This window comes from Myroides sp. C6-3 (assembly GCF_050522425.1).
Taxonomy (GTDB): Bacteria; Bacteroidota; Bacteroidia; order Flavobacteriales; family Flavobacteriaceae; genus Flavobacterium.
The window spans coordinates 15,059-27,806 of sequence record NZ_JBMVQP010000029.1; the positions used below are offsets into that span (position 1 = coordinate 15,059).

Here is a 12,748-nt window from a genome sequence, read left to right on the forward strand (position 1 = left end):
AGCTACAAAACTAATTCTTCAAAAAGTTGGTTAAATGTTTGTTCTGCATCTTCCGTTAATCCACAATGCGTTGGAGAAACTTGGAGGCAAGAACTCTTTGTAGCGGCTAACCATCTAAATCGTTCAGCCGCATCAAAACTAGAAATGGGACTTTCTTTTGCTTCTGCTTGTGCAATAGCAATAAATGCTTGAATGTGCTTTTCTAGAACATCCATATCAATCTCCGTAGAGAAACACCCTAACTTTTCTCGATTCAAATAATAGTGTCCACGCAAGGCTCTCTTTTGCTTGCAAAATAGCAAAAGTCCAATGTTAATAAATTCCCCTCGCTCTACACGAGGAACGAATCGAATCACTGCATACTCATATACCAACATGACGTAATTTTTTTGCTTCATTAACAAATAGCATTGCATTATCGCGTCTTACTTTGAGAAACTGATAATAAACCGTTCGTATTTCTTCTGGATTTAAGTCCGATTCTTCCCAAGTCAACCAATCAACAGGGATTTGTTGTACCACTTCTTGTAATACCTCATCTGTTAATCGCTGAGTAAACGCTTCATTTACCTCCTCTAATTTAGAAGCTTTAGCTAATAAAACGTGATCCTTGATCATAGAAAAAGGCGTCAATGCACGTTCCTCCCAATTGGTAAAAGCATGGTGAAAATAAAAAGAAGCGCCGTGATCGATCAACCACAGTTCTTTATGCCAAACCAACATATTGGTATTGCGAAACGTACGATCGACATTCGTGATAAACGCATCCAACCACACTACCTTTGAAGCTAATTCCTCATCTACAGCATAGGCTTGAGGATCAAAAGTCAATGCGCCAGACAAAAAGTGCAATCCCAAATTTAACCCTTGACTAAACTTGAGCAAATCCTGTATTTCCTCATCAGCCTCAGTTCTGCCGAAAGCTTCGTCTAACGTCACAAACACCAACTCGGGCACAGGTAAGTCAAGTCTTTTTGCGAGCAGTCCACCTAATAATTCGGCAATTAATGCTTTTACTCCATGTCCGGCTCCTCTAAATTTAATTACGTACTTAAATCCGTCATCAGCATCAGCCAAAGCAGGTAAAGATCCTCCTTCTCTCAAAGGAGTAACATAGCGTGTAACCACTACACTTCTCAAATCAAGTGATGTATTCATGATTTTTGTGTTCTTGTTAGTTAAAAGACTTTATGAATTAAAAGTAAGCTTTCTCTTCCTTTTTATCAACTCAAGCCCTATGAAAAGTAAAAAAAGGGATAAATCCCTTCTTTTGTACTATTCATTCGATTGTTTTAGACGTATTGCATCCCCTTTTACAGGGTTTATTTCATTGTTATTTTCGCATCACTTAAGATCTTACGCAACTCACTTTGTTGCTCTTTTGTTTTGAGATTAAAAATTTCTCTAACCTTGCCATTATTCAATTTGACTACAGCTTTTGTAGCCAATCCTTTTGGCATCTTTACATACTTAATAGCTACTTTATCAAGGGTCTCAACTGCTGTTTTTTTGACAAAGTTCTTGTATACCAAAAACAAAAATACAGCTGCAATTATACAGAAAACATAATCCATCTCTTTCGGATTCTTTAAATCCGCCATAAATAAGCGAATCAAAGACATTCCCAAAATAACAGCAGACATCAAACGCGAAGACGTCAATCTTCCTTTATAATTATCCTGAATCAACAATTGTTTAGTTTCCTTATTAAATGACAGCATAGAAAGTGTATGTTTTTATTTCTCAATCCTACAAAGTTAAGTATTTAACTAAGATATTGTTCTTTTTTAACCTTTCCACAAGAGATTCTTTGCGAGCTAATTACTCCTTGCTTGTTCTTCATCTTCGAGAAAAAAAAGAATCAAAAACAGAATCGGAAAAATCCTCTCCATTGGTTAACAATTGTTTCAATAAGGGAACATATCCATCGTATAATCCGCCGTGTTCAAAAACGACTTGCTTGTTCTTTAGGATGTATCCATCGTAAAAAAAAGTGTTCCATTGTCCTATTTTACTGATTACCCCTACTTTCAAATAAGGGTGTTTTCGACTAAAAACCGCCGTTTTCTCATCTAAGAAAAGGACAGAAACATCGAAATTCGTCCAGCAAATTTCATCTATATTAATGGTTACTAACAATAAGCTTTCTTGCTGAAAATCGACAAGTTCAATTGAAGCAAAAGGAAATAAAATTTTTAATTCATCTGTAAAAGCTTGCTTATTTTCCGCATGTAATGCTATAATAACATAAAGGATCTCCATAGACTAACTTCTTTTATTTAAAGCTAAGCAGTAGAAATGTTAATTCCTCATTTTTCACCTTATGAAATGGTTATGTTTTTATTATGCAAAAGAAAGAGGAGAGCGGAAAGGAGAGAGAAGAAGTTTTATCCTTCCTCTTTCTTCTTTCCGCTCTCCTCTCTTTTATGCAATCAGCGCTGTATCTATCGAACTAATTTCTTGTATTTCAAACGCGTTGGTGCAACATCACCTAAGCGTTTCTTACGGTTTTCTTCATATTCAGAGAAAGATCCTTCAAAAAAGTACACTTGAGATTCTCCTTCAAAAGCAAGAATATGCGTACAGATACGGTCTAAGAACCAACGGTCGTGGGAAATAACTACTGCACATCCAGCAAAGTTATCCAAACCTTCTTCTAACGCACGAAGTGTATTGACATCTAAGTCGTTCGTTGGCTCATCGAGTAACAATACGTTTCCTTCTTCTTTTAAGGTCATTGCCAAGTGTAAGCGGTTGCGCTCTCCACCCGATAAAGTAGCTACCTTTTTATTTTGATCCGATCCACCAAAGTTAAAGCGACTTAAATACGCTCTTGAATTTACTTGGCGTCCGCCCATCATAATTAATTCTTGTCCATCACAGAAGTTTTCCCAAATTGATTTCTCAGGATCAATATTCGAGTGTGACTGATCGACATAGGCGATTTTCACTGTATCTCCAATAGAGAATACACCTGCATCTGGCGTTTGTTCTCCCATGATCATGCGGAAGATTGTTGATTTACCAGCACCATTTGGTCCAATAATACCCACAATACCTGCTTGTGGCAAAGTAAAGTTTAGGTTGTCATACAATAACTTATCTCCAAATGCCTTAGCTACACCTTGTGCCTCGATTACATTGGTTCCCAAACGAGGTCCATTAGGAATGTAGATTTCTAATTTCTCCTCTAATTGTTTTTGGTCCTCATTCAACAATTTATCGTAGTTCTGTAACCTTGCTTTTTGTTTGGTTTGACGACCTTTTGCCCCTTGGCGAACCCAATCCAACTCGCGCTCTAACGTCTTACGGCGTTTTGATGCAGTTTTCTCTTCTTGTTCTAAGCGTTTCGCTTTTTGGTCTAACCAAGAAGAATAATTTCCTTTCCATGGAATCCCCTCTCCTCTATCCAATTCCAAAATCCATCCTGCAACATTATCTAAGAAATAACGGTCGTGCGTTACAGCGATAACCGTTCCTGCATACTGTTGCAAGTGTTGCTCTAACCAATGTACAGACTCTGCATCTAAGTGGTTGGTAGGCTCATCCAATAACAATACATCTGGATTTTGTAATAATAATCGACATAAAGCCACACGACGACGCTCTCCTCCCGACAACACTTTAATTGGCGTATCAGGATCTGGTGTGCGTAAGGCATCCATTGCAATTTCTAATTTTGTTTCTAACTCCCATCCACCAGCAGCATCAATCTTATCTTGCAGTAAGGCTTGTTTATCCATTAGCTTTTGCATCTTATCTGCATCTTCATACACCTCAGGTAAACCAAACATATCGTTAATCTCATTGAATTCATCTAGAATAGCCACAATCTCTGCTGCACCTTCTTTTACAATTTCGATTACCGTTTTATCTTCGTCTAATTCAGGTTCTTGCTCTAAATACCCCACAGTATACCCCGGTGCAAATACAACATCCCCTTGGTAATTCTTATCAACACCAGCAATAATCTTCAATAAAGAAGACTTACCTGAACCGTTAAGACCCAAAATACCGATTTTAGCTCCATAAAAGAAGCTCAAATAAATGTCTTTTAAAACTGTTTTGTTTGTTGATGAGTACGTTTTACTCACCTTCGACATGGAAAAAATTACCTTTTTATCGTCTGACATAAAGTAAAAAATTGATTGAATAATGATATGATGCCTTTGTCACTCACCCCGAGCAACAACAAGTACATCGAATACCCCAAAAATACACATTATTACGGAGATAAGAAATAATTTTCAATTAGGAACTGCGATTAATTCAAGACACCACACCTTATTGAAGTAGCCCTAATTACCACCAAAGTCGACAGCGTGAATTCCAAAGACGATTTAAATTGACTAACACGATATTGAAAAAGAAGTTACGCGTTAATTCGTACTTTTTGATCGTCGGTTCAATTAAACAGAACCCACATACACACCGTACAAAAGAAAACAAAAGCGGGAAACATAACTAAATTTTGATAGCGATTGACCGTCATCGGCTCATTTCCACCTAGTTTATACAGACTAATCCCACAGGAAAAAGACAAAATCACAAACAGAATAAGTGTAAATCCATTAGATCCAGAAGAAAGAAGCGGTGTATAATCTCTTGTTGCTGTCTTGACTCCGGCGATTTGTTTAAACAACAAGGTTCGCTTGAGCACAAGAGAGGATCCTCGAATATAATCTTGATCAATTGAAAATCTACCTCCTTTGTTTGTGTAGTAATAATACCCCACAACCTCCCTCGATTTTACTTGTCTTCTGATACCGTAGTATTCAATTGTTTCCTCCGACTGTTGATAGGGCAAAAACACAGCATCAACAAGAAGTAAAACACTAAAGACTAATACAGCAACCATTCCCCAAACGGTGTATCGCCTATTTTTAATATTAAACATACTAATCTACTACTACTTATTACACAATCTTACTTTAAAAAACCTTCTAAACTCTTAAAAACAGTTAACCTACATCTACATTAACATATCGAACACCACAATATGTTAAAGTTTTCGAAAATAACAATTAATAATTCAAAAACACCTATAATAATCAAATATTTCTCACTATATTTAAAAGTATAAAAATCACACAAAATTGTATGGAAAAATTTTTTAGAACGATCCGTTTTAAAGACCTACAAGAGCAGGATGTGGAAACAAACCAATCTGTAGGCGAAAACTTAAATTACCCACTAAGCGAAGCTGAAATACCCGCTGGCTTGTATGTAGAATTAGAAGAAGAAGAAATAGATTATTACGATGAGTACGAGGAACATTTGGGAATTTAAGTCTGTAGGATCTTGTAACTGATTTTCAGTTTTTTAATTAAAACGACAATCAATTACAAGATTTTTTATTTTCCGCTATTCTCAACTGTATTTTTTTTGCATGACATTCAAGTAGAAAGTACAACCTTTTTTTTTATTTCACCTAGAAGTTCTTTTCTCAGTGTGAAACGTTTACACGCGTCCTTTTAGTGCGTTAAACACCCAAGCAATGGCTAAAAATCCTACACCTACCGTAGCAAACCCCCAACCGGCGATTTCGTAATACTTTAGTGTACCTAATGCAATTAACGCAAGTCCCATTACAATCATAAGTAAAGTTGCGTACCCTAAAATTTTGTTCTTATTTAAATTATTTGCCATTTATTTTTTAATTAAAAATTTTTATCAACATTTCCTTCAACAGGTCTCCTTGTGGCAACTGGGATGCGCCAACTCCTTTTCCTTTCAAATCGACTTCTTTCAGATGGGCTATGATTTGACTTACTCGTTTCATCGGATAAGTTTTAAACCCCAATTCATAGTCTTTTATTGCGTACTGAACGATCTTTAAGTTTCTCATCACATTTTGGGGCGATTTATCCTGCAGTCCGTGGTACAATAAAAGCTTAGAAAAATAAGCATAAACAATTCCAATAGTCACAACAAAAGGGTTATTTCGTGGATTCTGCGCAAAGTGATTGGCGATCTTATACGCGTGAAACTGATTTCGGTCAACAATGGCTTTCATCAACTCAAAATTGTTGTAGTCTTTACTAATACCGATATTCTTCTCAATCACTTCTGCTGTAATAGGCTGTCCTTTAGGAAGAACAAGAGCCAATTTATCTAATTCTTTGACAATCTTAGACAGGTCATTTCCGAGAAACTCAATAAGCATAGCTGCAGATTTAGGATCGATACTATACCCGCGTTTGCTCACTGTTTGCTGTAACCACCCTTCAAGTTTATACTCTTTTAAGCGATTACTTTCAAAGAGAACCGCTTTTTTTTGTAAGCTTTTATACAGTTTCTTGCGCTTGTCTATTGTTTTGTACTTATAACAGAAAACCAGTACTGTAGAAGGTTGAGGCTGATTGACATAATCGTCTAACTGTTCAATCGTCTTGGCAAGTTCTTGTGCTTCCTTGACAATGATCACTTGCTTATCTGCCATCAAAGGAAAGCGTTTAGCATTGGAAACGATATCTTGAATGGTAACATCTCTGCCGTATAGTATCATCTGATTAAACCCTTTTTCCTCCTCAGTCAATACATTACTTTCGATATAATCTGCAACATTATCAATATAATAAGGCTCATCCCCCATCAAAAAGTACACCGGTGCTATAGTCTTATTCTTAATATTTCTTACGATTTCTTTGAGTTGTTCCAAAATATAATTTACTTAAAATTGTTCTGTCCGTTTAAACAAATATCTTTGTATTATGCAAAGATTAAACTTTCCATCTTTTAATTTCCGATTCAAAAATAGTGAAAATAAGATATCTATTTTTGATGTGATCCGTAAAAAATTTATTCTGCTAACTCCTGAAGAATGGGTTCGACAACATGTTGTCCATGATTTAATGCAGGTTAAAGGGTATCCTATTTCTTTAATTAGCGTTGAAAAAATCGTCAAGATCAACGGAATGAATAAGCGATATGATGTAGTTGTATTCAAACCCAACGGAGAAATTTCCGTTTTAGTTGAATGTAAAGCCCCGTCAGTGGGCATTACGCAAGATACATTTGATCAAATTGCGCGCTATAATTTTCAGCTACGCGCCGAACACTTATACGTAACAAATGGGTTAAACCACTACTTCTGTCAAATGGATTATGAAAAAGAAAGCTATTTCTTTTTGCGATCCTTACCTGATTATACTACGATAAAAAATGATTAACTCGATGGAAAAACAATTTGCTTTAGTTGTCTTAAATTGGAATGGCAAAAAACTATTAGAGACTTTTTTACCTACTTTGGTCAACTATTCTCCTCAAGCCAATATCTATGTCGTTGACAACGATTCTACAGATGGCAGTCAAGCGCTGATTCACCAAGAGTTTCCAAGTGTACAACTCATACAAAATGACGGGAATTACGGTTATGCCAAAGGATATAATCTAGGGCTTATTTCCCTACGCGAGCCCCTTTTAGTGTTAATTAATTCTGACATTGAAGTAACAGAAAATTGGCTTGAACCGATTGCTCAACTATTCAATGAAGACCCTGAAGTAGCTATTGTACAGCCCAAGATTCTCGATTACAAAAACAAAGCGTATTTTGAGTATGCGGGTGCTGCTGGTGGATATATTGACAAATATGGTTTTCCTTACTGTAGAGGTCGCATTTTTGATACCATTGAAAAAGACGAAGGTCAATACGATGATATCACCTCTATTTTTTGGGCGAGTGGGGCTTGTTTTTTTATTAAAAATGACGTTTTCAAAGCTTTACAGGGTTTTGACGAGACGTTTTTTGCGCATCAAGAAGAAATTGATTTGTGTTGGCGTGCTCAAAATAGAGGGTATAGCATTAAATATTGTGGATACTCAACCGTATATCACGTAGGTGGTGCGACCTTAAACTATGAAAATCCACGCAAGACTTACTTAAACTTCAGAAATTCTTTGATGATGCTGTATAAAAACCTTCCAGCACGTCAAAAATTTAGTACCATTTTTATTCGATTGTGTTTAGATGGAATCGCGGGTATTCGCTTTCTTCTTTTGCTCAAACCCAAACATTGTTGGGCGATTATTCGCTCCCATTTTGCTTTCTACAAACGCATTCCTTCCCTTAGAAACAAGGTTGAATCTGGAAACATTAACAATTATTTTACAGATAAATCAATAATTTATTCGTACTTTGTATGTAGAAAAAGAAATTTCATCGAAACACACAACAAACAATAAATATTTTCTACTCAGATATACTAGAATCACAACGCTTTTGGTATATTTGACTCAAAATTCAATCATTTTTTTATTTATGAAAAAAGTAGTTTTAGGTTTATCTGTTTTGGCTTTGACACTTACGTCATGTGGTACAAAACAAAAAATTGCTGACTTAGAAGCAAAAAACAAAGAGGTACAAGATTTATTAAATACTTGTACGATTCAATTGAACTCTGCTCTTGCTGAGAAAAAAGTATTATCAGAGCAAGTAAACGATTTAAAGAAAAACACATCTGATTTAATTAGCAACGTAGGTAACTTAACCATGTTATCTTCAAAAGGAGCTGATAACTTAGAGAAATCTTTAGAAAGTTTAAAAGAGAAAGATTTAAAAATCACAAGATTACAAGATGCTCTTACGAAAAAGGATTCTGTTACTTTAGCTTTAGTTAAGAGTGTAAAAAAAGAAGTTGGGTTTGACGATCCAGATATTGAAGTTAACGTTGAAAAAGGAGTTGTATACATTTCAATTGCCGATAAATTGTTATTCAAAACTGCTAGCTACCAAGTAAATGATAAAGCGAAAGCGGTGTTGGCTAAAGTAGCTAAAATTGCTAAAAGCAAACCTGATTTTGAATTGATGGTTGAAGGACACACGGATAATGTGCCTATCAAAAACACAATGTTTGAAGACAACTGGGATTTAAGTGTGAAGAGAGCTACTTCTATCGTGAGAGTGCTGCAAAAAGACTTAGGTTTAGATCCTAAACAATTAGTTGCTTCAGGACGCGGAGAATATGTGCCTTTAGTAGACAATGATTCTGCTGAAAACAAAGCAAGAAACAGAAGAACAAGAATCATCTTGATGCCGAAAATCGATCAGTTCTACGATATGATCGAGAAAGAAATGAAAGAAATGAAAAAATAATCATTTGCTATAAAATAAAAAGCCGTTTGACCTATCAAACGGCTTTTTTTATGCACTGGATTTCGCTCTAGTAAAATCCTTCAAATACTCTTGCGTATTTCACTAATAATCCTTACTTTTTAGTTTATAAAATGCGAGTATTAATCCTTGTTTTTTACACCCTTAGAAACTATGAAAAGAATTCCAGAAAATTTTAACAACTTTGATATCATTGGCGATATTCACGGTCATAGCAATGACCTAAAGAAATTATTAGGTGCTCTAGGCTACAAGCTCAAAGGCAATTACTACCAACATCCAGAACGAAAAGTACTGTTTTTAGGCGATTACATTGACCGCGGTGTAAATGTCGTTGAAGTACTCGAAATTGTCAAAAACATGGTAGACAATGGAGAAGCAATAGCCTTAATGGGCAATCACGAATACAATGCTATTTGTTACAATACACTCCTTGCTGATGGAACGTATTTGAGAGAACACAGCAAGAAAAACTTCAATCAACACGCGATTACGATGGCTGCTTTTATGCAACGTCCCAATCAATACAAAATGTATATTGAATGGTTTAAAACACTTCCGCTCTTTTATGAAAACGAATTCCTTCGCGCGATACACGCTTGTTGGGATGATCAAAGCGTAAACTACTTAAAAACGCGTCTTCTTGACAATTGCATAACCAATGACTTACTCGAAGAAGCCAATAGGAAAGGAACGGAGCTGTATCAGGCTGTTGAAATTGTATTAAAAGGAAAAGAAATTGACTTACCCAATAAGCAATCTTTTATTGATAAAGATGGTATTATTCGTCATTCCTTTCGCGTAAAATGGTGGGAAAAGCCACAACAACCCCATACGTTAAGTACGGTAAGTGCTTCCGTAATCAAGCATCACGTTGATGAGCCCATCGATGTTCAACACGTCAATTTTTATCCCACAGATGCTAAACCCGTTTTTTTTGGCCATTATTGGATGAAAGTCAATGCTGCACTTCACCCACTCATTCTAACGTCAAATACCTGTTGTCTCGATTACAGTGTTGCCAAGAATGGACACCTTGTATGCTATCGCTACAGGGGTGAACAAAAGCTGGATTCTAACTCCATCAATTTTATTAAAGAATATAACTAATAGATAAAAGGATCCAACAAATCTATCAAATCATATTGTAAGATTTTCGGATCCTTTTTCATTGAAAACCGTTTGGTTACAAAAAAAGAAACGCGTTTGTTTGACAATTGGGTTGTATAGTTCCCTACTTTTTCAAAATACAAGGCACTAAGTGATGATTTAACTCCAATTCCCCACTCCTCTCCTTGATAAGCGAGATTTAAATCACTCGCCACTTGTCCGTTGACATAGAATATTGTTTTTTTTGTACTGAGATTCTCATCAAAAATGCCATTAATTCCAACACTAAAGGAAAGGGAGGCCAAAAACTTCTTCCACAATACCCAATTGTAAGCATAGCCCACAGTTGGACCAAAACTAAAACTACGACTGTCCTTCCCTTTGATTCCATCACCTAATTCAGGCGTATTTTTAATAACACTTAAAAAACTAGTTCCTCCAATCAACAAAGCCCCTGCCGATTTCTTCTGAATGCTATTCTTGTTATTCGCAGCTCCAATTGAAAACTTATCGGAATTAAATACATAGGTAAATCTTCCTCCATAGAGATTAATTCTCAAATCATCAAAACTCAAGTATGTCTTTGTTGCTTCCTCTTCGCGATAGAAACCTTTGTACTGCTGGAAGTAGAAATCAAGAATAAATGTTTTACTAATTACATGATATTGAAGATCAACCGTTGAACTTTTTCCTTTTTGTTTATCGCGCATACCCGAAAAACCGTGGCTGTAACTCAAGGAGGAATTTTTCCACGAAAAAGCCAAACCGACATTCAAAGGGCGATTGGGCTCAAAAGAAATATCTCGCTCACCTTCTTCGTAACTCAAAGACAAGAACTCCTGGCTCAAACTCGGTGTTACTCCATAGGTATGCTTATACGTTCCAATGTAAAGTGAATCGACTTGTGCAAGGCTGTACGTAAAACAGAACAAGCTGAACATCAAAATACAGATTTTTTTCTTTCTCATCGTGTATATTAAGTAAATAACTCTTCTATCCCTTGAATACCATCGCGCTGACATATAATGCGATAACGCTTGTATTCGGTATGATTTTCATACTCAATCTGCGAAATGAAATTGATGTAATACACCTTATCTGCATAAAATCCAATGACTTGATCATTATGCTCATCTAAACTGAGTACGGGTACTTTTGGATTATCCATCCGCTGCAATAAACGCGTCAGATTAAACCGAAAAATATCGTGAACTCCCTTGAAAAAATAAGTACTATTTTTCATCATTTCTCCACGATCTAGCGAAACTTTTTTGCGATACAATAGTATTTTTTCATTGTGAATGCGGTTTTCTACTTCTAACAATACAGATCGATTGCGTATGTTTAAGATTTCTGACGGAACTTTTTCGTCTGTGATAAAATCCACTGCCTCTTTAATCCAACCGATTTTTTTTCCCTTTACGCTAATTTGAGTTTTATTATCAAAGTATTTTCCCCCTAATTTTCCAGCAAAATAGAAACGCGTTAGCTCTTTAATCCGATCTTTTAACATGTATCCCACTACGAGAGCAACAAATAAGGGCATCGTAAAATTGCCATACTTTTGTTGAAAGGAAAAAGCAATCACAGTAGCAAATATCATAGAGATTCCCGCAGCAATACTATAATATACCTGTTGAACAAACACACCATCACTATCCTTTTTTTTATTGGATTCCAATAACAAATCAGACTCAACGTACTTATTCAGCATAGCATAGCGATAAATTACCGACTGATTTAGCCCTTGCTCATTAACCTTAATAAAACTATAGCCCTTGCTCTTCATATACGCTTGTTCGGTTAGTATTAACTCTTTCACTTGCTGCTGTAACAACTGAAATCGCTCATCCGTTGTGAGCGTCAATCGATCCAACAACAAAAAGCTATAACGCAGTAACGTATAGGATAAGTATTCATCAGCAAAACTAAAGTAGTTAAAATACTCTTTTCCCACAACTTGTTCATTCTGATGTAAACTTTCCTTTAATGCTCTATACTTCTCTCGAATAGCCCTACATGCCGAGACATACGACTGGATTAAGGCGACGTGATTGTCTGTTTTGGTTTGCTTGAATTCCGTAACCGCATTGCGCAAGGCACTTCTAAAAATAGCCATGAACATTTTAAGCTGGTATTCAATTTCATAAATATGTTGGTTATTTTCTTCTCTCAACAAATCCTGGGTCGCAGAGCTTAAATTAGTAAAGGGAATTGCGCCCTCGTCAACAAGAGCTGTCAACGCATAAACAGGAGTAATAAATCGAACTTTAGATTTCACATCTGAATAAAACTTATCTTTCGAATAATTCGATTTATTAATATCCAATGTATTGGGAACGAAAATCCACGTATTAATGGTAAAATCACTTTTATGTTGTTCTGTTCCTTTGATAAAGCCCACCTTCATTTCCAACGTATAAGCATCATGGGATCTAACTTTAATATCTAGCATTTTACTTTTTTTAAAAACTATACCATTATCTACTATACCATTATTTTAACAATAGAGGGCATACTAATTGA

The 12,748-nt window shown here is 35.8% G+C and carries 15 protein-coding genes; 5 read left to right on the forward strand and 10 right to left on the reverse strand.

Features of this window, described 5'->3' with window-relative positions; genetic code table 11:
• Window positions 1–2: 2 nt before the first annotated feature.
• The 6 genes from ACPDG9_RS12115 to ACPDG9_RS12140 all read right to left on the reverse strand — a co-directional run bounded on the left by ACPDG9_RS12115 (window position 3) and on the right by ACPDG9_RS12140 (window position 4,897).
• A complete protein-coding gene (locus ACPDG9_RS12115; RefSeq protein WP_430528006.1) occupies window positions 3–377 on the reverse strand; it encodes a DUF3037 domain-containing protein in 375 nt (124 codons plus the stop codon).
• On the reverse strand, window positions 364–1,158 hold the full coding sequence (locus ACPDG9_RS12120) for a HipA family kinase (protein WP_430528007.1): 795 nt from the start codon (window positions 1,156–1,158) through the stop codon (window positions 364–366). Before ACPDG9_RS12120 ends, ACPDG9_RS12115 begins: the two co-directional genes overlap by 14 nt.
• Before the next feature lie 164 nt (window positions 1,159–1,322).
• Window positions 1,323–1,721, reverse strand: coding sequence for a hypothetical protein (locus ACPDG9_RS12125; RefSeq protein WP_430528008.1), 399 nt, complete (start codon window positions 1,719–1,721; stop codon window positions 1,323–1,325).
• Window positions 1,722–1,839: 118 nt separating this feature from the next.
• Window positions 1,840–2,262: a hypothetical protein gene (locus tag ACPDG9_RS12130; protein WP_430528009.1), complete on the reverse strand. Its 423-nt coding sequence runs from the start codon at window positions 2,260–2,262 to the stop codon at window positions 1,840–1,842.
• Between the two features lie 182 nt (window positions 2,263–2,444).
• A complete protein-coding gene (ettA, locus tag ACPDG9_RS12135; RefSeq protein WP_430528010.1) occupies window positions 2,445–4,133 on the reverse strand; it encodes an energy-dependent translational throttle protein EttA in 1,689 nt (562 codons plus the stop codon).
• A 272-nt stretch (window positions 4,134–4,405) separates the two neighbouring features.
• Window positions 4,406–4,897 carry a hypothetical protein gene (locus ACPDG9_RS12140; protein WP_430528011.1) on the reverse strand — a complete coding sequence of 164 codons (492 nt, stop codon included), beginning with the start codon at window positions 4,895–4,897 and terminating at the stop codon, window positions 4,406–4,408.
• A gap of 203 nt (window positions 4,898–5,100) precedes the next feature.
• On the opposite strand from ACPDG9_RS12140, the gene ACPDG9_RS12145 reads away from it, so the two are divergent.
• A complete protein-coding gene (locus ACPDG9_RS12145; RefSeq protein WP_430528012.1) occupies window positions 5,101–5,289 on the forward strand; it encodes a hypothetical protein in 189 nt (62 codons plus the stop codon).
• Window positions 5,290–5,460: 171 nt separating this feature from the next.
• Here ACPDG9_RS12145 and ACPDG9_RS12150 read toward each other — a convergent pair whose 3' ends face one another.
• Together ACPDG9_RS12150 and holA are read right to left on the reverse strand one after the other, a co-directional pair.
• Window positions 5,461–5,649 (reverse strand): CAL67264 family membrane protein, encoded by a 189-nt coding sequence (locus tag ACPDG9_RS12150; protein ID WP_430528013.1) that lies wholly within the window; start codon window positions 5,647–5,649, stop codon window positions 5,461–5,463.
• A gap of 7 nt (window positions 5,650–5,656) precedes the next feature.
• Window positions 5,657–6,661 (reverse strand): DNA polymerase III subunit delta, encoded by a 1,005-nt coding sequence (gene holA, locus ACPDG9_RS12155; RefSeq protein ID WP_430528014.1) that lies wholly within the window; start codon window positions 6,659–6,661, stop codon window positions 5,657–5,659.
• Between the two features lie 52 nt (window positions 6,662–6,713).
• Between holA and ACPDG9_RS12160 the strand changes: the two genes are divergently transcribed.
• The 4 genes from ACPDG9_RS12160 to ACPDG9_RS12175 all read left to right on the forward strand — a co-directional run bounded on the left by ACPDG9_RS12160 (window position 6,714) and on the right by ACPDG9_RS12175 (window position 10,222).
• Window positions 6,714–7,172, forward strand: a complete 459-nt coding sequence (locus ACPDG9_RS12160; protein ID WP_430528015.1) for a type I restriction enzyme HsdR N-terminal domain-containing protein — start codon at window positions 6,714–6,716, stop codon at window positions 7,170–7,172.
• Window positions 7,173–7,176: 4 nt separating this feature from the next.
• Window positions 7,177–8,184, forward strand: a complete 1,008-nt coding sequence (locus tag ACPDG9_RS12165; RefSeq protein WP_430528016.1) for a glycosyltransferase family 2 protein — start codon at window positions 7,177–7,179, stop codon at window positions 8,182–8,184.
• Window positions 8,185–8,260: 76 nt separating this feature from the next.
• Complete coding sequence (locus ACPDG9_RS12170) at window positions 8,261–9,094, forward strand: OmpA/MotB family protein (protein WP_430528017.1); 834 nt, start codon at window positions 8,261–8,263, stop codon at window positions 9,092–9,094.
• Between the two features lie 171 nt (window positions 9,095–9,265).
• The gene (locus ACPDG9_RS12175; RefSeq protein ID WP_430528018.1) at window positions 9,266–10,222 is read left to right on the forward strand and encodes a metallophosphoesterase; all 957 of its coding nucleotides are present in this window, start codon (window positions 9,266–9,268) and stop codon (window positions 10,220–10,222) included.
• Here the strand turns inward: ACPDG9_RS12175 and ACPDG9_RS12180 are convergent.
• Together ACPDG9_RS12180 and ACPDG9_RS12185 are read right to left on the reverse strand one after the other, a co-directional pair.
• Window positions 10,219–11,190 carry a DUF4421 family protein gene (locus tag ACPDG9_RS12180; protein ID WP_430528019.1) on the reverse strand — a complete coding sequence of 324 codons (972 nt, stop codon included), beginning with the start codon at window positions 11,188–11,190 and terminating at the stop codon, window positions 10,219–10,221. The genes ACPDG9_RS12175 and ACPDG9_RS12180 overlap by 4 nt on opposite strands.
• 8 nt (window positions 11,191–11,198) lie before the next feature.
• Window positions 11,199–12,677, reverse strand: a complete 1,479-nt coding sequence (locus ACPDG9_RS12185) for a hypothetical protein (protein ID WP_430528020.1) — start codon at window positions 12,675–12,677, stop codon at window positions 11,199–11,201.
• Window positions 12,678–12,748: the final 71 nt, after the last annotated feature.

Excerpts from the sequence above, each read along its gene's own strand:
- ACPDG9_RS12170 (WP_430528017.1), top strand. The coding sequence starts at position 8,261 with ATGAAAAAAGTAGTTTTAGGTTTATCTGTTTTGGCTTTGACACTTACG.
- ACPDG9_RS12115 (WP_430528006.1), bottom strand. The coding sequence starts at position 377 with ATGTTGGTATATGAGTATGCAGTGATTCGATTCGTTCCTCGTGTAGAG.
- ACPDG9_RS12145 (WP_430528012.1), top strand. The coding sequence starts at position 5,101 with ATGGAAAAATTTTTTAGAACGATCCGTTTTAAAGACCTACAAGAGCAG.
- ACPDG9_RS12160 (WP_430528015.1), top strand. The coding sequence starts at position 6,714 with ATGCAAAGATTAAACTTTCCATCTTTTAATTTCCGATTCAAAAATAGT.
- ACPDG9_RS12130 (WP_430528009.1), bottom strand. The coding sequence starts at position 2,262 with ATGGAGATCCTTTATGTTATTATAGCATTACATGCGGAAAATAAGCAA.
- ACPDG9_RS12175 (WP_430528018.1), top strand. The coding sequence starts at position 9,266 with ATGAAAAGAATTCCAGAAAATTTTAACAACTTTGATATCATTGGCGAT.
- ACPDG9_RS12185 (WP_430528020.1), bottom strand. The coding sequence starts at position 12,677 with ATGCTAGATATTAAAGTTAGATCCCATGATGCTTATACGTTGGAAATG.
- ACPDG9_RS12125 (WP_430528008.1), bottom strand. The coding sequence starts at position 1,721 with ATGCTGTCATTTAATAAGGAAACTAAACAATTGTTGATTCAGGATAAT.
- ettA (WP_430528010.1), bottom strand. The coding sequence starts at position 4,133 with ATGTCAGACGATAAAAAGGTAATTTTTTCCATGTCGAAGGTGAGTAAA.
- ACPDG9_RS12150 (WP_430528013.1), bottom strand. The coding sequence starts at position 5,649 with ATGGCAAATAATTTAAATAAGAACAAAATTTTAGGGTACGCAACTTTA.
- ACPDG9_RS12120 (WP_430528007.1), bottom strand. The coding sequence starts at position 1,158 with ATGAATACATCACTTGATTTGAGAAGTGTAGTGGTTACACGCTATGTT.
- ACPDG9_RS12140 (WP_430528011.1), bottom strand. The coding sequence starts at position 4,897 with ATGTTTAATATTAAAAATAGGCGATACACCGTTTGGGGAATGGTTGCT.
- ACPDG9_RS12165 (WP_430528016.1), top strand. The coding sequence starts at position 7,177 with ATGGAAAAACAATTTGCTTTAGTTGTCTTAAATTGGAATGGCAAAAAA.
- ACPDG9_RS12180 (WP_430528019.1), bottom strand. The coding sequence starts at position 11,190 with ATGAGAAAGAAAAAAATCTGTATTTTGATGTTCAGCTTGTTCTGTTTT.